Origin of the sequence: Mesorhizobium sp. M0862 (assembly GCF_040319795.1) — a bacterium.
Lineage (GTDB): Bacteria > Pseudomonadota > Alphaproteobacteria > Rhizobiales > Rhizobiaceae > Mesorhizobium.
In genome coordinates this window covers 45,288-63,903 of record NZ_JAMYOJ010000022.1, presented here as the reverse complement: position 1 = coordinate 63,903, position 18,616 = coordinate 45,288, and the positions used below count along the sequence as shown (strand labels likewise).

The following is an 18,616-nucleotide window of genomic DNA, read 5'->3' as shown; positions in this document are numbered from 1 at the left end:
CAGGCGTTGCTGTCGGGCGCTGGCCCATCGCGCTTAAAGGGGGGCGCTTCGGACACCATCGACAAACGCCAGAACGACCACACACGGAGCAACGCAGTAAACCAGTCTCGCTCTGCGGCCCGTCTTCGTCACAGCGTCGCTTGCGTCGAGATCGACGGTGATGTCCTCATAGCCCAGCACTTCGCCATCAAGCGGGTAGGCGGCCTTGTAGACAGCTTCCTTGGCGGCAAAAAGGATGCGACCGGCAAGACACAAGTCGGTTGCGTCGATCCGGTCAGCGGGGACTGCAACCAGCGCGAAGATGTCGTCGGGCAGGGGCAAAGCGGGCTCGATATCGATGCCGAGCGAGGCGACGTGGGAGAGCGGCGCGACGGCCGCCACGGCTATCTCGTCGTCGTGAGCCAGCGACCCCGTTACTCCATGAGGCCATACCGGTGCGCCGGAGGAGCCGCGGAGGATAGCGACGTCGTTCAAGCCCATATCCGCCAGCAGCTCGTGCGCGATCCACCGCGCCGCGCCACTCGCCCGCCGCATCAGCGGCAGGCGTGACGGGATGGAGCGTGCTTCCTGCGGCAGCAAATGGTTCTCATCGCCTTCGCGGATCGTGCGGCATCCGATCCGAACGCCGGCCGGTGCCATGGCGGCCATCGCCGCCAGCAACTGCGCCGACAGGCTGGCACCGGCATCGAGCCGGCGCGTCATGGCTGTTCGCCCCGCAGAGCGAGGTCGGCGATCATTTCCCCGTCCTCGTCGGGCCCTTCTTCGACGAAACCGGCAGCGCGATAGAGGCGGCGTGCCGCTTCATTCCCAGGTTCGTAGCAGATCGAAACGTGGCTGATGTGGCCGAGCCGCATGATTTCATCCAGCACTTCGCGCAAAGCGGCCTTGCCGTAGCCTTGGCCCTGATGGACGCGATCGATCATGAAGCGGTAGATCCGCGCCTCGTCGTCGTCCTGCGGCGCCTCGTACATCAGGAAACCGACGACGCGATCCCCTGCCATGACGACGCGCGGCCGAGCGTCCCCGTCGCTTTCGGCTTCGTCCAGCGACTCCGCATTGCTGGCGACGAAATCCATCTGATCCGCAGCCAGTTCCAGAGCCGCGACCAGGGCCCGGTTGGCCCCGGTCACCGAAACGAGGCGGATGTCTGCGCTCATCAAGCCGTTGCCTTGACGCTATCCTCCGGCACCGGCGTGACGAAGCGATGCAGCTTGGCCGGGTTGCCCCGCCAGATCGAGTTGGGCTCCAGCTCTTCGCCCTTCATCACGAAGGAGTCCGCATCGACCATCGACCCTTCACCCATCACCACGCCGTAGTGGACAAAGGCGGACGGTCCGAGCGTGCAGCCCTTGCCGATACGGATGAAATCGGACTTGAACGCACCTTCTTCCAGCGAATGGGCCTGGATGACGCAGCCTTCGTTTAGCGTGACGTCGTCGCCGATCTCGACCAGCGAACGCTCGGTCAGGTTGCTGCCGCCATCATAGACCCGCCTGCCGACCTTGACGCCGAGCAGGCGCAGGATCATCGGCCGGAACGGCGTGCCGGCGAACAGGCGCACGATCGGCGAATCCGCCAGCTTCCAGTGGCGTTCGTGGCGCCAGAAGGTGACGTCGTAGATCGTCGTCATCTGCGGCTTTAACCGGCCAAAGCCAAGGCTTGCCCGCTCGACCAGAATGTAGAACGGAATGGTGATCGCCGAGGTCAAAAGCACGGCGGCGAACAGGGCGACCTCCGCCCATTCCGTATAGTAGTTCAGCGCCCGGTCCCAGATCGCCAGCGTGACGAACAGCATGACCCATTGCGTTGCCAGGAACAGAAGAATGGTCACCAGGTTGTGGCGGTTCTTGTGCGGGATGCGCCGGCGCCGGTCGGCCTCGTCGACGCCGGCGATAAGCTCCTTGTCGCGGTTCACCATGCGCGGGATTTCAAACGCAGGCGAACCGAGAAGGCCGACATTCTCGCGCACCGGCCCATCGATGGGGATCATCACCTTGGTGCCGAGCAGCACGTTGTCGCCGGTGCGGCCGTCCGGGGGATAATAGATGTTGTTGCCGAGATAGTTGCGTTCGCCGATGCGCGTCGGCTCGAGCCTGAAGGCCGAGGCGGACTTGTGCATGTTGATCATGAACAGCCCGTCCGAGACCATGGTCTCGGTGCCGATCTCGCACAGAAGCGGATTTTCGTGCTGCTGGTTGGAGCCGAAATTGGAGCCGGTCTGCACCACTCTGTTGAGGTTCCAGCCGATGGCGCGCATGTAGTGCACGATGGCCGAGCTGTCGCCGGCCAGGAGCCCGAGCACGCGGGAATTGCTGGCGAATTCGGCGACGGTCTGCAGCCAGTAGCGGAAACCGTAAAGCGTGTAGGTGCGGCCCGGCTTCAAGATGAGGCTGGTCAGGCGCGGCACCAGCGTCGCTGCCAGGAAAGCCGCCGCGATATAGCCGAAAAGCGTGACCGTGGTGCCGATTGCGACAAGGCCGATCGTCTCCTGATAGTCGTCGCCGACATATTCCCAGTAGCTGTGGAACAGGAGCGGCAGCGGGGTGACGAGGCCAAACAGGCCGATCAGCTGCAGCGCTTCATAGAGGAAGCGCCGGACCTGGTAAGGATTGACATTGCGCACCTTGCAATAGTCCGCCGTGGTCGGCACCGCCGGCGATCCATGCCAGTGCTCGCCGTCCGGGATGCTTTGCCCGCGATGCAGCGAGGACGAATGGCCGAGCTGGGCGCCGTTGCCGATCCTGGTGTCGATATCGAGCGTGGAGCCGACGCCGACGAAGGCATCGCGGCCGATGGTCAGCGGCCCGGTGTGGATATAACCGGACTGGGCCCTGAAGCCGAGGATCATCGATTCCTTGCGCAGGATGGTGTTGGCGCCGATGGAAATAAGATCCGTGCAGACGGGCACGGATTTCGATTCGATGACGGCGTTTTTCCCGAGCTTGGTGCCGAGCAGCTGCAGATAGAGGCTGTAGAGCGGGCTGCCGCGGAACAGCACGACGGGCGCGGTGCGGATCAATGTCTTGACCACCCAGAAGCGGAAGTAGCGCACGCCCCAGATCGGAAACGCCTCGGCCTTCCAGCGGCCGATGAGCACCCATTTCGCAAGGACGGCAAAGCCCGACATGCCGAAGAACACGGCCGCCGAAAGCGCCACGCACCGGATATAGAGCTGCAGCGGATCGTCGAGCGCGTCATACATCCAGTTGAGGCCGTCATTGATCGCCCAGAGCGCCACGTAGCTGTAGAGGCTGTAGAACGAAAGCTGCGCCGCGCCGCAGGTCCAGTAGGCGACATTCGAGGCCCGGCGGGTGAGGACCGGCTCGTTGGTTGCCGTCGTCATCTCCTCCGCTACCCCCAGATGCAGCGCCAGGCGCGCCACCGTGGGATAGAGATAGATGTCGCGCATCGACGTCGTCGCCCATTCCTTCCTAGTGCGCACGCGCGCGCAGAAATGCGCCATCAGCAAGGAGTTGGCGCCGAGATCGTCGAAGAAGTGATCCTCGACCGACACCGCGTCGAATTTCAGCACCGTGGCCAGCGCTTCCGCCAGGAATCGCTCGTCCTCATTGCCGGGCGGCACCATCGTGCGATCGGCCGAAAGCCGGACGCTCGTCGGCTTCGGCAGTTGGCGCAGGTCTACCTTGTTGGAGACGGTCATCGGGATGGCAGGCAGCTCCTCCAGATAGGCGGGCACCATGTAGTCGGGCAGCCGCCGCTTCATCGTCTGGGCGAGATCCCCTCGGGAAATCGCCGCTACGCCGGTTTTAAGCGCGTAATAGGCAACCAGTTCGACGCGACCGGGTTCGATCTCCCAGGTGGTGACGGCGGCCTGGGCGATCTCGGGCTGGTCGAGCAGCACCGCCTCGATCTCGCCGAGCTCGATGCGATAGCCGCGAATCTTCACCTGCGTGTCGATGCGCCCGGCATACTCGATCTCGCCGCTATCGTTGATCCGGCCAAGATCGCCGGTGCGGTAGATGCGCTGCGACGGGTTGTTCGGCAGGCCGACGAAATCGGCGATGAATTTCTGGTCGGTCAGGTCCGGCCGGTTCAGATAACCGACGGCGAGCCCGATGCCGGCAATGCCGATCTCGCCCAGTTCACCGGGCTCGGCAAGTTGCGGCAGCGAAGCGTCCAGAATGACGATCGAGTAGGTCGGCAACGGAGCGCCGATGGTCACCGGACGGTCCGGCGTCAGCGCCCCCATCGTTGCGGTGACGGTCGCCTCAGTCGGCCCGTAGGTGTTGAGGATCTGCCGGCCCGGCTTCGACCAGCGCACCACCAGATTGTGCGGGCAGGCCTCGCCGCCCACCAGAAGCGTGCGCAGGCTGGGAACGTCCGATGTCATCGATGACAACAATGTCGGGCTGCAGGCCATGCAGGTGATGTCATGGAGGCGCAGGAAATCCGCCAGTTCCTCGCCCACCAGCGGCATCTGGCCAGGTGCCGGCACCACCGTCGCGCCGGCGACGAACGGCACCCAGATCTCTTCGGAGGAAAAGTCGAAGGCAATGGTCATGCCCTGATAGACCCGGTCGCCCGGCCGGTAGCCATAGGAGGCGGCCGCGACGTGTATGAAATTGACGAAACTCTGGTGCGTGATGACCACGCCCTTGGGCTTGCCGGTGGTGCCCGAGGTATAGAGGATGTAGCAAATGTCGTCGGTCGCCTGCTGCTTCAGCGGCGCGGGCGACTGTGCGGAGATTTCGGCGGCGGCGCTGTCGATCAGCACATGGGGAACGGGCAGTTGACCGGCGCGCGACGCATAGGCGGCGATGGTGACGATCATGCTGACGGCGGCGTCTTCGATGATCAGCGCCATCCGCTCCTGCGGAAACGCGGTGGCTAGCGGCACGAAGGCAGCCCCCGCCTTCATCACCGCCAGCAACGCCACATAGGTCTCCGCCGACCGGTCGAGAATGAGCCCGACCCGGTGGCCCGGCCGCACGCCGTGCTTGATCAGCATGCGGGCGCACTGGTTGGCACGGCTGTTCAGCTCCTGATACGTCCAGACGCGCCCGTCGGAGATCACCGCCGGCAACGCGGCGAAGGTGACGGCGAGCTGCTCGAAGACCGCATCGAGCCGCTTACCCGGCTGCCGGGCAAAGTCGGCGCCCGTCAGGACCGGGCCGTTCCTTGCCGGGCCGCGAGCGATCCGTGCCAGCGCATCGATGCCTGGCAGGCCGCCGATCGGTGTTGCCGCGTCGCTGTCCAGCCCGGCGATATCGTAGTCCATGTCCATACTCTCTCGTCCTGGGGCATTGCCCGGCTGTTCATGCCGCCGCCGGAACAGGCTTGTGCCGCCGCTGCGATTTTGTTGGTGGAGGGCTTCCAAAAAGGAAGTGCCCGGAATCCCGACCGGGAAGCTTATGCCACCCGATCTTTTCGCCGGTTTTTCCGAACTGTTGAATTTTGTTTCTGGAGTGTGTCTGGGCGGGGAGCTTGGCCGGCCGCTCGCTGCACCTTGCGGGGGAGGGCCTCAGCGTTGGTGGCAACCCGGAAAGAGACTATGAGCGAACCTCATGCGGACGGCGCCGGCGAGCTGTCTACAATGGAGCGTTACGGCGACCCAGCAGCAGAGCGATGCCCAACGCCGGAAGCGTTGCCGCCGCAACGGCGAAGAAGACGAATTGCAGCCCGGTCGACGCGGCGACCAGGCCGAGCGCCGGACTGCCGAAGCCGAGCGCCACGTCGAGGAAGACGGTGTAGAGTCCCATGGCCAGGCCGCGGCTGCGCGACGGAAGATGGCCTACGGCCTCGGCGCCGAGGCCGGGATAGACCAGCGAGTAGCCGAGGCCAGTCAGACCCGCTCCGATTGCGGCGACAACAGGCCCGGTCGCAAGCCAGATCAGCATCAGCCCTGCCGCCTCGACCGCGACGAAGATCACGGCGACGCGTGCGCCTCCAAGCCTGTCGGGCAGGTGGCCGAAGCACAGCCTTGCCACAATCAGAGACGCAGCATAGGCCGTGAAAGGAAGCCATACCGGCTGCCAGCCCCGCTCGGCGAAGAGCAGGGCGCCGAAGCCCAGAATAGCACCATAGCCGAGGCTGCTGAAAGCAGCTCCGACGCCAGGAAGCCAGACCGCTTTCGCCACGCTCCTCCATGACTGCGGCACGCTGCCCGCGGCGGCGCTGGTGCCGCGCATCGGCAGGATGGCAAGCAGCGTCGCCAGCGGCAGGAGGATCGTCGCGAGCGCGATCGCGGTGAAACCGCTCGCTGCATAGAGCGCAGATCCGACCGGCGCTCCTAGCGCGAGCGCCGCAAACATGGCCGTGCCCACCCAGGCTATGACTTTTCCGGAGTTCTGTCCGCCCGCAACGGAGAGGCCCCAGGCGACGCCGCCGGTGATGATGAAGCTCTCGGACGCGCCCAGCACCGCCCGGCCGGCGAACAGCGCCGATGCGGACGCTACCGGCCGGTCGAGCAATGCCAGCGAGCCGAGGTAAAATAACCCGGCAAGGGCAGCGGCAATGAGGCCGACGACGACGGCGCGCTTGCCGCCGCGTCCATCGGCATAGTTTCCAGCCCCGATGCGCGACAGCATCGAGGCGACGAACTGGCTGCCCGTCACCAGTCCCACTGCGAAGGGGCCGAAGCCGAGCTGCTGGTGAAGATGCAGCGGCAGGACGGGTAGCGCCAGGCCGATCAGCAGGAAGCCGGCGAAGACGGCCGCCATGATCGGTACCAGCTCCGCCATGACGCCATCTCGGTCTGGAATCCGCGCCATTTTGGCCATCGGCAGCCCAACTGTTCGGATCAGTAGCGTTCGTAGGTCACGCGCCAGCCTTCGGCCGGGTTGTCAGGCGTGAGGACCAGTTTGTTGTCCGAGACCTCGAATTTGCGTTTCATGCTCTTGCCGACGAGGTCGCGGACCAGGGAGGACTCGATGGTGATGACGAAGGTCTTGTCCTGGTCGTTGATGGCGACCGGCCCGTAATAGGCTTCGTAGCCATTCGCCGTGTAAGGCGTGTCCGGCGCCTTGGCGTCGGGGTTCTGCGCCTGCACAGAGAGGGTGCCGGCCTCGGTGAAGATGACCTGGCCGGAATATGGCACGGGCTTCAGGTTTCCCTCGGCGCCGGCCTCGAGCGAAATCATGCGCCATGCGCCGATGATCGCGGATTCTTGCGAGAAAGCCGGCGTGGCGACCGAAAGCGCAAGCGCAAGGGCGGCAATCTTCAATCTCATCGTCATATGTTGTCCCTTTTCTGAGTTGTGGTGCGCACAGGCCGTCCGCCCGATCTTTGCTCACACCGAAAGCATGACCTTGATGGCGCGACGCTCGTCCATGGCGCGGTAGCCTTCAGCGACCTCGGCCAGCGGCAGCTTGAGGTCGAAGACCTTGCCGGGCTTGATCCGACCTTGCAGCACACGGTCCATCAGGTCGGGCAGGAAACGGCGCACCGGCGCCGGGCCGCCCAGCATTCGTTTCTGGCCGAAGAATAGTTTTTGGCCGTCGAAGTTCACGCCATGCGGCACGCCGACATAGCCGATGGTGCCGCCGGGGCGGGAGCAGGCCAGCGCCTGGTCGAAGGATTCTCCCGTGCCGACGCATTCCAGCACGGAGTCCGCGCCGACGCCCTTGGTGAGTTCCTTGATGAGGGCCACGCCTTCCTCGCCGCGCTCAGCGACGATTTCGGTGGCGCCGAACTCACGGGCGAGCTTTTGGCGGCTGGCGTGCCGGCTCATGGCGATGATGCGCTCGGCGCCCATCTCCTTGGCCGCAAGCACGCCCATCAGGCCGACCGCACCATCGCCGACCACGACCACCGTCGATCCTTCGCGGACCTCGGCTGCGTCGGCCGCATACCAGCCGGTGCCGAGCACATCGGACACAGCCAGCAGGTCAGGGATGAGGTCGGCCGGCGGCACCTCGGCGGTGGCGACCAGTGTGCCATCGGCCAGCGGTACGCGGGCGTAAGGCGCCTGCGCGCCCGACATGAACTCGCGCTGCACACAAGACGACTGGAAGCCGAAGCGGCAATGCGGGCAGGTGTTGTCCGAGAGGCAGAACGACCCGACGACGAACTGGCCGGGGCGGACCGTGCGCACCTCTGCGCCGACCTCGACGACGATGCCGCAATATTCGTGGCCCATATGCATCGGCCCGGCGACCGGCTGCAGCCCGCGATAGGGCCACAGGTCCGAGCCGCAGATGCAGCTTGCCGACAGCTTGATGATGGCGTCCGTCGGCCGCATGATTTTCGGATCGGCGATTTCCTCGCAGCGGATGTCGCCCGGTTTGTGAAGAACGGTTGCAAGCATGTTGGTTCCTTTCGAGGGGAGAAGATCAGGTGCCGTAGTCGGCGTCGCTGACATGTTCCAGCCAGTCCACGACCTTGCCGTCCTTGACCTCCTGGAGGGCGATGTGGGTCATGGCGGTCTGAGGCGACGCGCCGTGCCAGTGCTTTTCGCCGGGCGCGAACCAGACGACGTCGCCCGGATGGATTTCCTCGACCGGGCCACCTTCGCGCTGCACGCGGCCCAGGCCCGAGACGACGATCAGCGTCTGGCCGAGCGGATGCGTGTGCCAGGCGGTGCGGGCGCCAGGCTCGAAGGTCACCTGTGCGCCTTGAACCCGCTCGGCGTCGAAGGGATTGAAGAGCGGATCGATCCGCACCGTTCCGGTGAACCAGTCAGGTGGTCCCTTGCCGGAAGGCCTGGTGCCGGCGCGAAGAATGTCCGTGGTGATCTCCTTTGCGATCTCAAATGGGTTCGACGCGAAGCGGGAATTTGCCGCGAATGTGCAGGGCCTGCTCGCCCTCGTCGAAGCGGCCAAGCCTGATCAGCCCGGGATGGCGGTAGTCGGCGTAGAACATGGCCAGGTTGCCCCAGGGCATGAAATAGCACAGGTCGTAGGGCTGCTCGTCGGCGAACGGACCGCTTCCCTCCTGCGTCAGCTTGCGTGGCAGATAGGCGATCTTCTCGTTATGGGCGTAGTCCTCGACCTCGAGGTCGAGCGGCAGCATGGAGAAGAAGTCGCGCGCCGAGGGATTGTCGTAGAGCGTGGCGGCCATGGTGCGGCCGTTGAAAACCATCCTGATCTTCATGTCGGTGGGCTCCTGGCTGACGGGAGATTGGCTTTCCTGGCCGGCGGCTGTGCGAGGCAGGGCCGCCACCGCGAGCGCGACGCCGAGCAATGTCCGGCGGCTGAGCGGCGCACGTTCGATCGTCACGGCAAAGACCTCCGGGCCATATGCGCTGCGGCGAGGGCGGCGAGCGCCGATCCACAGAGCAGCACCGCGCCCAGGGTGAACGGCCCCCACCAGCCGACCGTATCGAAGAGCGTGCCGCCGATCGCGGCGCCGCCGGTGATGGCGAGCTGGATGACGGCTACCTGCAACCCGCCGCCGGCCTCCGCGTCGTTCGGCAACGTTCGGCTGAGCCACGTGCCCCAACCAACCGGCGCGGCCATGCCGAAGAAGCCCCAGGCAACGAGCAGCAGCGCTGTGGGACCCGGGAGTGCACCGAAGGCGATGAGCGCTGCGGCCAGCGCAGCCATGACCAGCGGGATGACGGTGAGGATGCTGAACAGACGCGTGCGCAAAAGCCGGCCGACGCACCATGTGCCGAGCACCCCGGCCAGCCCTATCGCCAGCAGGACCGCCGAGAGGGCGGCGATGTCGAGCCGGGTGACGTTCTCGAGGAAGGGCCGCAGATAGGTGAAGAGCGCGAACTGGCCCATGAACAGCATCATGATCGACGCCATGCCGGTGGCGACGGGAAGACGGCCGAGCAGCGCCAGCGGATTGCCGGCACGATTCCTGCGGCGCGGCGGCAGCGCCGGCAGGCTTGTCCACTGCCAGGCCAGCGCCAGGAGGCCAAACGGCACGACGAGGAAGAAAGCGCCGCGCCAGCCGACATAGGCGCCAAGAAAACTGCCCAGCGGCGCGGCGATGGTGGCCGCAATGGCATTGCCGGCGTTCAGCATGGCGAGACCCTTCGGAACCATGTCTTGCGGCACGAGGCGCATGACGATCGCGGTCGACATCGACCAGAACCCGCCGATCGCGATGCCGAGCAGCGCCCGGCCGACCATGAGCAACGCGTAGTTCGGCGCGAAGGTGACAGCCAAACCGGACACGATGAGGAGGAGGGTGAAGCCGGTCACGACCAGTCGGCGGTCGATGTGGCGCGTGAGGCCGGCGACCAGCAGGCTGGTCACGACGGCGAAAGCGCCCGAAATCGAGATCGCCTGTCCCGCCCGGCCCTCGGTGATGCCGAGATCGGCCGCTAGCGGCGACAGCAGGCTGACCGGCATGAATTCCGATGCGATGAGCACGAAAACACACAGCGCCATCGACAACACCGCGCCCCATGCGGCGCGGTTTTCAACAAGCCTTGTGTCGTACGTGGTTTCCATGATTCGCATCCTGGCAAGGCGGCCGGACGGATCAGCCGCCGTCGCTGCCAGAAGATATTGCAGGGGAACCCATTTAAGTAGACTAAGCAATCCGCATGGACTTATCTGCTCATGATATGAATGTCCGACGGGAGGTGCCCTATGCAGCGCGATGGCATGAAGGATTTGCTCTGGTTCGTGGCGGTCGCCAGGGAGCGCAGTTTCACCAGGGCGGCGGCAAAGCTCGGAACCTCGCAGTCGACCCTGAGTTCGACAATCAAGGAGCTTGAAGCCCGTCTTGGCGTCCGCCTGCTGACGCGTACCACGCGGAGCGTCTCTCCGACCGAGGCCGGCGAGCGACTTTTCCAATCTCTCGTTCCCCGCTTCGAGGAAATCGAATCCGACCTCGCAAGCCTGGTGGCGTTTCGCGACAAGCCCTCCGGAACGGTCCGCATCACCCTGTCCGACCATGCGCTCCAGACGACCGTCTGGCCGAAGCTCCAGCCCTTGCTCAACGACAATCCCGACGTGCGCGTCGAGCTCTACAGCGACAACGGCATGAAGAACATTGTGGAGGAGCGCTTCGACGCAGGCGTGCGGCTTGGGGAGAGCATCGACCGGGATATGATCGCAGTGCGCATCGGGCCGGATTGGAGGCTCGTTGCCGTGGCTTCGCCGGACTACTTTTCCCGCCATCCGGTTCCGGCCGCGCCCCAGGACCTGGTCGATCACGACTGCATCAATATGCGGCAGGCGACGTTCGGCGGACTGTATGCCTGGGAATTCGCCAGGGATGGCCGCGACCTTCGTGTGCGGGTGGAAGGCCAACTCACCTTCAATTCGTCCATTCCCATGATCGAGGCTGCGACAAGCGGTTTCGGGATCGCCTATGTCCCGGAAAACCTCGTCAGCCACCACATCGCCGAGGGACGCCTCAGGCTCGTGCTTGACGACTGGAGCCCGCCTTTTGCCGGCTATCACCTCTACTATCCGAGCAGGCGACAGCTCTCCCCTGCGATGGCGGTGATCATCGACGCGCTCCGCCATCGCATCTGACCCGAGACTATTTGGATCATGAAGCTGAGCTCGGTAATGGCAGGTTCTACCTGGGCACCGCCCGGCTGTTCATGCCGCCGCTGGAGCAGGCGAGGGGCGCCGCTGCGATTTTGTTGGTGGAGGGCTTCCAAAAAGGAAGAACCCGGAATCCTGACTTGGAAGCCTGTGCCACCCGATCTTTTCGCCGGTTTTTCCGAACTGTTGAATTTTGTTTCTGGAGTGTCTGGGCGCGCCTCTCCTTGTTGGAGCTTGCGGGGGGAATGCTGGGCAGCATCAGAAAGTCCGCCAATGGCAACACCGCACTGCTCGATTTCATAAAGGATCGACGCCTTTGGCCGGGGCAATCAAGGGCTCGCTGAAGCGGGTGATGGAGGCGCGGGTGGCCGGCGCGAGAGTGGAGGAGCCATTTGCAGCGGTGCTGATGACAACCCTGTGTTGCGGCCCGTCATGGACAATTTCTATTTTAGTGACGGCTTCGATGCCAAAAAGCTGGTATCTGTTGAAAGAATCGTGCCGAGGGGGGGCAACTGGTAGACATTAGATTTCCTACGACCGCGATGGAACACGTGAATACGCACGCGGTGTTTGTTCATGGGCTTACTGGCCATTTTGAGACTACATGGCAATCGAGATCCTCCGTTCCTGAATTTTGGCCGGACTGGCTAGCGGCCGATCATTCCAATATTGCTGTTTGGAGCATTGGTTATCCGGCAGCAGCGAGTCGATGGCAGTCAGGTGGAGCAATGGCTCTCCCCGACCGGGCCGCGAATCTTCTTCCGCTGCTCGTCAACGAACGGATGCTTGCCACTGGCAATATTGTTTTCGTAGGACACAGTTTGGGCGGGCTAGTTATTGAGCAGATCCTCCGTCAGGCTGAATCCGAAGCGCCGCATAAAAGCGGCGTTGCCAGTTTTCTTAGGAGGGTGAGGAAGGTCGCATTTGTCGGAACTCCTCACCGTGGCTCCGACCAGGCATCGTTGGCCAATCGCTTTCGATCCCTGTTGCGCCCACGCGAAACGCTTGTGGGTCTTGGGCGGAACGACCCAAATCTTTTGGGTCTCAACGCGTGGTTTCGCAACTTCAGCGCACAGCACGGCATTGAAGTCATCGTGCTTCAGGAGCGGCGAGCGTTTGGATGGCTAGGTACCATCGTCAAGCCCGATAGTGCCGACCCGGGTTTATCCCCATCAACATCGGTTATTCCGCTCGATGAGGATCACGTTTCCATCGTGAAGCCTGCTAGTCGAAATTCAGACGTCTACAGACATCTAAGCCATTTTGTCTCCCAGCCTCCAATTGGTGCACACGCCGATACCCTTGTTGCCGAACGGCTGGATGATCTCGAGGAAACAGTAAGAGTTGTAGGCACAAGTACGGGTGATGCTTTGGACAAGGTCCTGACCGGTATCGCCAGCCTTGCACCGTCGGTTTCAGGAAACTTAGTCCTTGACGACGCTGTCCGACTGAGGGTGCTCAACCTTCGGCGGGGCCGGTACTTCGGCGACTTTGATCTCGTTGGAACAGCTCGGCGGCTCGCGCACGATCTTCTGCAAGGCGAGCTGAGCCAGGCGTCCAAGCAGGAACGGACACGGGGGCTAGCATGGTGCGCACGCGTGCTCTCGACATCGGCACCGGTGGCGGAAGTTGAGGGTCTGATCGAGAAAACCAGACCTCTCGGAGAAGGTCCGGAAGTCGTCATCGCAACCGCGTTTGCAACTGTGTTGGGCGGCGACAAGGAAGCGGCGCTGTCGCAGTTACAGGCTATCACGTCTCCGATGGGGCGCTCTGCCTCTTTCATCATCGCCGCACGCGACTTACCCCCGTCTGTGGCGCTCGATTGGCTGCATGCCACGGGCATGTCCCTTTCAGACATGGATGGCGACGGCAAGCTGGTGGCCATTCAGAAGTACCTCGAAGCCGCCGATTGGCCGAATGCTATTTCAGCCGCTAGCCAACTGACTGAAGCAGATTACAAAGAGACGCCGGCGCTGCTGAGGGCGAAGGCAACCACGCATCTCGTCCAAGCGGTTCCCGATGAACTTAAGGCCGCAGTGCTCTGGCTGCCGCCCTTCCACTCTGGAAGCTTTCCCTTAGCGACCGACACGATTGCCCTTGCTCAGCGGCGAATCGCCCGAGACTTGTTTGAACGCGTGGCCGAAGAGGCCGGTAGGTTGGGATGCCATGACAGCCGCCAGGTGTTGGAGGATATGGCCATCTGGCTAGGATTGCGCGACCCCGACAGCGCAGGTGATGCCCGAGCGAAGTTGGCCTCGAAACTAAGTACGCCTGGGGAGTCTCTGCACTACGTGCCGGCGGCCCTCCAGTTTGGTTTTGATTTGGACCGGCCAAGAATCCGACAGGAGATAGAGCGTCAGTCCGCGTTGGCAGGCGGTAAATCGCGGGATGCGATACTGGCAGGTTTTGCTCTCACGCTCGACGGCAATGACCCCCGAGAAATCGCGACTTACATCAGGCAGAACCACTCGAAATTGGTCGAGGTCGTCGAGGGCACTTGGCTTGATAGAATGCACGTCGCCGCACTCGCAGCATCTGATCAAATTTCCGAAGCAGAAGCTCTGCTTGTTGAACTGAATGCTAGAGGGCTGGATAAGGAGCAGTCAGAGCACCTACAGCGGTCGATCGACGAAGCAAAGGGTATCGACACGATCGGTTCACGCGAGCAAGAATATCAACAGAATCCTACGGTAGACAATCTGAATAACCTTGTCGCCATCCTGCAGACCAAGAGAGACTGGCCCCGCCTAGTTGACCGTGCAGGGGAGCTGTTTGAACGCACTCACGATCTCGCTGCCGCCCATGTGTATTCACGGGCGTTGGTGGAGACTCAACGGGATATGTCATTTGTGGGGTTTATTGACCGGTTCCCCGAACTTTTAGCTCAGTCCGATTTCTTTCCTACGACATTGGCGTGGGCGCTCTTTCGCCTTGGCGATTGCGCGAGGTCATCCGCCATTCTCGCGGATATTAGACTTAAGCGGGATGATGAAAATGATCGGACATTGCTGACAAACCTGGCAATCGTTTCCGGGGCTTGGGAAACATTGGTCCCGTTCGTCGAGGTGCAATGGGAACGTCGAGACGACCGGTCACCAGACGAGCTTCTCCGTGCAGGGCAACTGGCTACCCAATTGGGATCACCCCGAGCAAAAGACCTCGTGCTTGAGGCTGCTCAACGAGGGGATGGTGATCCAAAGATTTTGCTAGGCTGTTACGGTGCAGCGGTACAGGGGGATTGGGAAGACGACCCGGTTGTTTACGGCTGGATGGAGAAAGCGGCGCAGCTGTCAGGACCCGACGGACCAATCCAACAAATCTCATTCGAGGAAATTGCGCAGCGCCAACCGGACTGGGAGCGCCGCGAGAACAATACCGCAGAAAGGCTCTGGTCGGGAAACGCCCCTTTGTTCGCTGCAGCACAGATTCTCAACCGATCGCTGGTGGATCTCTTCCTCCTCCCAATGCTGGGGAATGTGATGGAAGGAGACGCGAGACGCCGCGTTCTTATTCCGGCGTATAGTGGGAGCAGGGCCACGCAGACAATTGCCCCAGCGACACTCGCGGTTGAACCCAACGCTCTCATTTCGCTGGCGCGCCATGGGCTGCTTGACCGGACGTTGGACCACTTTGAAAAGGTATACATCCCGCACTCCACGCTGGGCTGGCTTTTTGACGAAACGCAACGGGTGGATTTTCATCAACCTAGTCGAGTGACCGCAGCACGCCGGCTGAGGCAATTGCTAGACAGTGGCCACCTGCTGAGGTTCGAAGCCAGCACACAGCCATACGTTGATTTGGTAAAAGACGTCGGCGATGACCTAGCGTCACTGATTGCAGTCGCGGAAAGTGATCACGGCAACAAACGTCAACGGATTGTTGTTAGACCGTATCCTGTGCATCGCATTGGGTCTCTCATGCGAGAGACTGTGGATCTCACCGATCACGCTTCACACATTTGTGGATGTGCTGACCTGATTGCGGCGCTGCGGCAGGGAGGGCAGCTAACCGCGAACGAGGAAGAGAGGGCGCGCTCTTATTTATCTGTGCAAGAGCGGCCATGGCCTCATTCAACACCAATTGAGCCGAACGCCGTGCTCTATCTCGATGAACTGGCGGTTACCTATTTGCAGCATCTGGGTTTTTTAGACCGGCTAAAGGGTGCTGGGTTCACCGCATATGTTGCGGCGCCGGAGCTTAGCGAAATGGATGCACTTATACGGCACAGCGCATTTACGTCCGACGCACGTTTAGTGCTTTCAAGGATACGGCGGCGGTTGGCAGATGGACTCGCCTCGGGCACTGTTATTCTAGGCGAGGCAAGCAGACGCGACGACCAGGAAATCAATTTTCGGGATCACCCAACGGCCTCTTTGCTTCGGCTCGGAAGAATTGCTGACGCCGTCCTCGTAGATGATCGGTTTATGAACCAGCATCAAATTCTGGCTGAGGCCGGCAGACGAACGCCGATTATTACAACGCTTGACCTCTTAGATTGCCTTGCATCCCAAGGTCTTTTATCGGCGCAGGAACGGCTGGAGGTCCGGACGTCTATGCGCCGGGCAGGCTATTGCCTTGTCCCCGTTGAGCCGCAAGAGTTACATGAGGCAGTAACACAGGCGGCTGTTATCGACGGCGAGGTGGTCGAGACCGCCGAGCTGCGCGCGATTCGCGAAAATGTCCTTCAGGTTCGGATGGGGTCGCTGCTGCAGATACCCAAAGAACTCCCCTGGCTCGAGGGCTTATTCAGCTCAGCAATGGAGGTGTTGCGAGCCCAGTGGGATGACACTATCGATGACGCCACGGCTCGAGCCCGAAGCGACTGGCTATTCGAGCTCTACGATTCCCGAGGTTGGAGTCATCGACTAACCTCGACGGTGGGGGGTAGTCTGACCTTGGTGCGTTTCAGATCTCAGGTTTGGAGTCTGCTTGCAGGGCAGCAGGATCAAACTCCAAGGGTTCGCCAGCGGTATCTGAGCTGGCTGGACGACAATGTTTTTTCGACCATCAGCGACACGGATCCCGAGACCTACCAGTGGATTCTTTCTGAAGTGCGGGAATTAGTCGACAACGTCATTCGGCAGGACGTTGCAAATCGAGGCGACGATGACCGCTAGCAGCAGGGAAACAACGCTCGCCGTTGAGGTGTACCGGCTACTTCCAGCTTCGCTCCGGGTGGCCTTGCTGGAAGATCGAGCTTTCCGTTTGAAGTTCGGCCTATCCACAAAGGCCACCCTAACTTTTGACGGGTCTGTTGAATTCGCAAGGAATGACGTTTTTGACGCGATCCGCCAACTCTATCGTGATGGGCGTGATCACGTATTGCTGAAATCAAAAGACGGATCAGAGTGGACCGCGCGTCATGAGGACAACCCGGAAGGTCGGTGGATTTCAATTGGTCGCGGTTCGGTGCGTCTTCATCTTCCCGACCACTGGTACTTGATACCTTCGTCTGATCGGCGGATGGCCGAATTCCACCGCGTCATGCGGGACTCAATTGCAGATGGACCGGAATTCGAGCGATGGGAAGCCGTGCTGGGTGATGGGCCACTGGAAAATGACGATATCGAGCTGTTTCAGAATGAGTTGAAGCTGCGGCCGCTGGAGATCGCGTCACTTATCGCTTCGGCGGTGAATCGCCAGGAGGCTTCCGCCGACACTTTGGTACCCCCGCACCTGCGCTACTATGAGCGTTTGGTCGGACGGATTAGTTCCGAAACTGCGCTACAGGGGTACTTGCAGAAAGGGGCACAGGAACATGTCGAGCGACTACTGAAATGGGATGCATTTCGTGGTCTCCAGCAGGCGCTCCTACTTTCGACACACCCTCACTTCGTACGATGCCTTGATGGGAGCGAACTCAATAGAGAATCGTTGGTGAAGCTATTCCGGTGGCTTGCCGACCGCGGCGACCGGATTTCCCAGGTAGGTGGTTTCGAGTTCGGAGTTTCACTTCTGACGACATATCCCGAGATTGAGACAAGTCTACTGGATATTGCTCGACAGATCAGAGATGATAATCCTGATCAATCCGATGGCCGTTTAAAGTTGCTCTCAAATCTAATCGTCGTTGTCGAGGGTCGGGTCGCGAAGGCTGGGGTACTCAAGAGCGAGCGGCCGTTTTGGCGACGAATGGCCACGATCGCTCAGGCGTCATTGATTGAACGAGTCCTTGTCGACAGTGGAGTAGACTTCGGCGCCACATCGGAATGGATACGCCACGGCGTGGGGCCGCACTACTACATACAGACGCTGGTCGACATGAGACTGGAGCCGCGATGGTTTCCCGATTTCGTATCACCCGATCAATTGAAGCATGAACTTGTTGGCAGGTTATTCGGCGCGGCAGAGAAGCATGAGGGGATGATTCCACCTGGTGAGTTGCGCCAGCTGGTTCTGGGCCACACCGAAGACAGCTTGAGAACACGCTTGGACTTTCCGGTATCGTATTTTCCCGGACCGCTCGAAGGCGCTGCCGAGGCTCTGCGTGAATTGCCAATCGAATTGGCGGAGTCCATGAAAGGACAGCTAGAAGGGGCAGCGAGCGATGCCTCGGCCTTCGCGGGACTCGTCAATTCCTGCCTTGTGTTCAAAATTCCGCCTGAGTTGGTTGCGCTTGCGGCCGATGCCATTCGAAAGGCGAAGTATCTGCTTCGATCAGATGAAAAAGGTAATCAAACATTCGTGCTACTCAGTGGGCTGGCGACCTTGGCAGCCGTCACACGAAGCAGCGAGTTGGCAAGCGAGGTACGAATCTTGGCCAGAGCGGCTCGCAGACGATCATGGGAGACCATTTCGGCCGACAGTTATTTTAGAATTGGCATGGTTGCAGCCGCGGCATTCCCTGACTTTGAGGCTTGGTCGAAGTTCTCTGGCGAGTGGATAACCGAACTCGCGTTCGGAGATCTTTCGGCCGAGGACGCGTCTACCCTTTTTTTGCATCTACATGTGCTATTGCGAATTGAGCCAAGGCTTTGGGAAACATGCGCGCGCGGCGAGGCAGCCTTGAGCTCGATTTCCTGACGCCAGCGTGCCAGGCGAAAAAATGTCGGCGTCCTATTGCTCCAGTGATCAATGGGTCGCGTGTCAAATCGGCTATCGGCTCTTTCTCAATCCCCTTGCACATCTCGCATCCTTCACCTAGTCTTCTTTGAGAAAACCTTTTCCCAAATGGCCCGCACACCCTGACCTCACCAATCAGC

13 protein-coding genes are annotated in these 18,616 nt (G+C 61.6%); 4 read left to right on the top strand and 9 right to left on the bottom strand.

The window, feature by feature from the left end; translation table 11 throughout:
• Positions 1-33: 33 nt before the first annotated feature.
• The 9 genes from NKI15_RS26340 to NKI15_RS26300 form a co-directional block, all read right to left on the bottom strand.
• The gene (locus NKI15_RS26340; RefSeq protein WP_023697684.1) at positions 34-702 is read right to left on the bottom strand and encodes a 4'-phosphopantetheinyl transferase family protein; all 669 of its coding nucleotides are present in this window, start codon (positions 700-702) and stop codon (positions 34-36) included.
• Positions 699-1,157 (bottom strand): GNAT family N-acetyltransferase, encoded by a 459-nt coding sequence (locus tag NKI15_RS26335; protein ID WP_023697683.1) that lies wholly within the window; start codon positions 1,155-1,157, stop codon positions 699-701. Before NKI15_RS26335 ends, NKI15_RS26340 begins: the two co-directional genes overlap by 4 nt.
• Positions 1,157-5,245: a Pls/PosA family non-ribosomal peptide synthetase gene (locus NKI15_RS26330; RefSeq protein WP_352514929.1), complete on the bottom strand. Its 4,089-nt coding sequence runs from the start codon at positions 5,243-5,245 to the stop codon at positions 1,157-1,159. The genes NKI15_RS26335 and NKI15_RS26330 overlap by 1 nt, the downstream gene beginning before the upstream one ends.
• 304 nt (positions 5,246-5,549) lie before the next feature.
• On the bottom strand, positions 5,550-6,731 hold the full coding sequence (locus tag NKI15_RS26325; RefSeq protein WP_031238846.1) for an arabinose transporter: 1,182 nt from the start codon (positions 6,729-6,731) through the stop codon (positions 5,550-5,552).
• 29 nt (positions 6,732-6,760) lie between these two features.
• Entirely contained in the window at positions 6,761-7,195 is a 435-nt protein-coding gene (locus tag NKI15_RS26320; protein WP_352514930.1) for a lipocalin-like domain-containing protein, read from the bottom strand.
• Between the two features lie 54 nt (positions 7,196-7,249).
• Positions 7,250-8,266, bottom strand: coding sequence for a zinc-dependent alcohol dehydrogenase family protein (locus NKI15_RS26315; RefSeq protein WP_023724824.1), 1,017 nt, complete (start codon positions 8,264-8,266; stop codon positions 7,250-7,252).
• 25 nt (positions 8,267-8,291) lie between these two features.
• On the bottom strand, positions 8,292-8,693 hold the full coding sequence (locus NKI15_RS26310) for a (R)-mandelonitrile lyase (protein WP_352514944.1): 402 nt from the start codon (positions 8,691-8,693) through the stop codon (positions 8,292-8,294).
• A 13-nt stretch (positions 8,694-8,706) separates the two neighbouring features.
• On the bottom strand, positions 8,707-9,177 hold the full coding sequence (locus tag NKI15_RS26305) for a cyclophilin-like fold protein (protein WP_502898716.1): 471 nt from the start codon (positions 9,175-9,177) through the stop codon (positions 8,707-8,709).
• A complete protein-coding gene (locus NKI15_RS26300) occupies positions 9,174-10,364 on the bottom strand; it encodes an MFS transporter (RefSeq protein WP_352514932.1) in 1,191 nt (396 codons plus the stop codon). The genes NKI15_RS26305 and NKI15_RS26300 overlap by 4 nt, the downstream gene beginning before the upstream one ends.
• A gap of 141 nt (positions 10,365-10,505) precedes the next feature.
• On the opposite strand from NKI15_RS26300, the gene NKI15_RS26295 reads away from it, so the two are divergent.
• The 4 genes from NKI15_RS26295 (at position 10,506) to NKI15_RS26280 (ending at position 18,437) form a co-directional block, all read left to right on the top strand.
• Positions 10,506-11,399: a LysR family transcriptional regulator gene (locus NKI15_RS26295; protein ID WP_352497285.1), complete on the top strand. Its 894-nt coding sequence runs from the start codon at positions 10,506-10,508 to the stop codon at positions 11,397-11,399.
• 11 nt (positions 11,400-11,410) lie between these two features.
• On the top strand, positions 11,411-11,758 hold the full coding sequence (locus tag NKI15_RS26290) for a hypothetical protein (protein WP_352514933.1): 348 nt from the start codon (positions 11,411-11,413) through the stop codon (positions 11,756-11,758).
• A gap of 198 nt (positions 11,759-11,956) precedes the next feature.
• Positions 11,957-16,531: an HTH domain-containing protein gene (locus NKI15_RS26285; RefSeq protein ID WP_352514934.1), complete on the top strand. Its 4,575-nt coding sequence runs from the start codon at positions 11,957-11,959 to the stop codon at positions 16,529-16,531.
• Complete coding sequence (locus NKI15_RS26280; RefSeq protein ID WP_352514935.1) at positions 16,521-18,437, top strand: hypothetical protein; 1,917 nt, start codon at positions 16,521-16,523, stop codon at positions 18,435-18,437. Before NKI15_RS26285 ends, NKI15_RS26280 begins: the two co-directional genes overlap by 11 nt.
• Positions 18,438-18,616: the final 179 nt, after the last annotated feature.

What these genes read in the sequence shown, in the direction of transcription:
- NKI15_RS26335 (WP_023697683.1), bottom strand. Translation starts at nt 1,157, where the DNA reads ATGAGCGCAGACATCCGCCTCGTTTCGGTGACCGGGGCCAACCGGGCC.
- NKI15_RS26295 (WP_352497285.1), top strand. Translation starts at nt 10,506, where the DNA reads ATGCAGCGCGATGGCATGAAGGATTTGCTCTGGTTCGTGGCGGTCGCC.
- NKI15_RS26325 (WP_031238846.1), bottom strand. Translation starts at nt 6,731, where the DNA reads ATGGCGCGGATTCCAGACCGAGATGGCGTCATGGCGGAGCTGGTACCG.
- NKI15_RS26330 (WP_352514929.1), bottom strand. Translation starts at nt 5,245, where the DNA reads ATGGACATGGACTACGATATCGCCGGGCTGGACAGCGACGCGGCAACA.
- NKI15_RS26315 (WP_023724824.1), bottom strand. Translation starts at nt 8,266, where the DNA reads ATGCTTGCAACCGTTCTTCACAAACCGGGCGACATCCGCTGCGAGGAA.
- NKI15_RS26300 (WP_352514932.1), bottom strand. Translation starts at nt 10,364, where the DNA reads ATGGAAACCACGTACGACACAAGGCTTGTTGAAAACCGCGCCGCATGG.
- NKI15_RS26285 (WP_352514934.1), top strand. Translation starts at nt 11,957, where the DNA reads ATGGAACACGTGAATACGCACGCGGTGTTTGTTCATGGGCTTACTGGC.
- NKI15_RS26340 (WP_023697684.1), bottom strand. Translation starts at nt 702, where the DNA reads ATGACGCGCCGGCTCGATGCCGGTGCCAGCCTGTCGGCGCAGTTGCTG.
- NKI15_RS26280 (WP_352514935.1), top strand. Translation starts at nt 16,521, where the DNA reads ATGACCGCTAGCAGCAGGGAAACAACGCTCGCCGTTGAGGTGTACCGG.
- NKI15_RS26320 (WP_352514930.1), bottom strand. Translation starts at nt 7,195, where the DNA reads ATGACGATGAGATTGAAGATTGCCGCCCTTGCGCTTGCGCTTTCGGTC.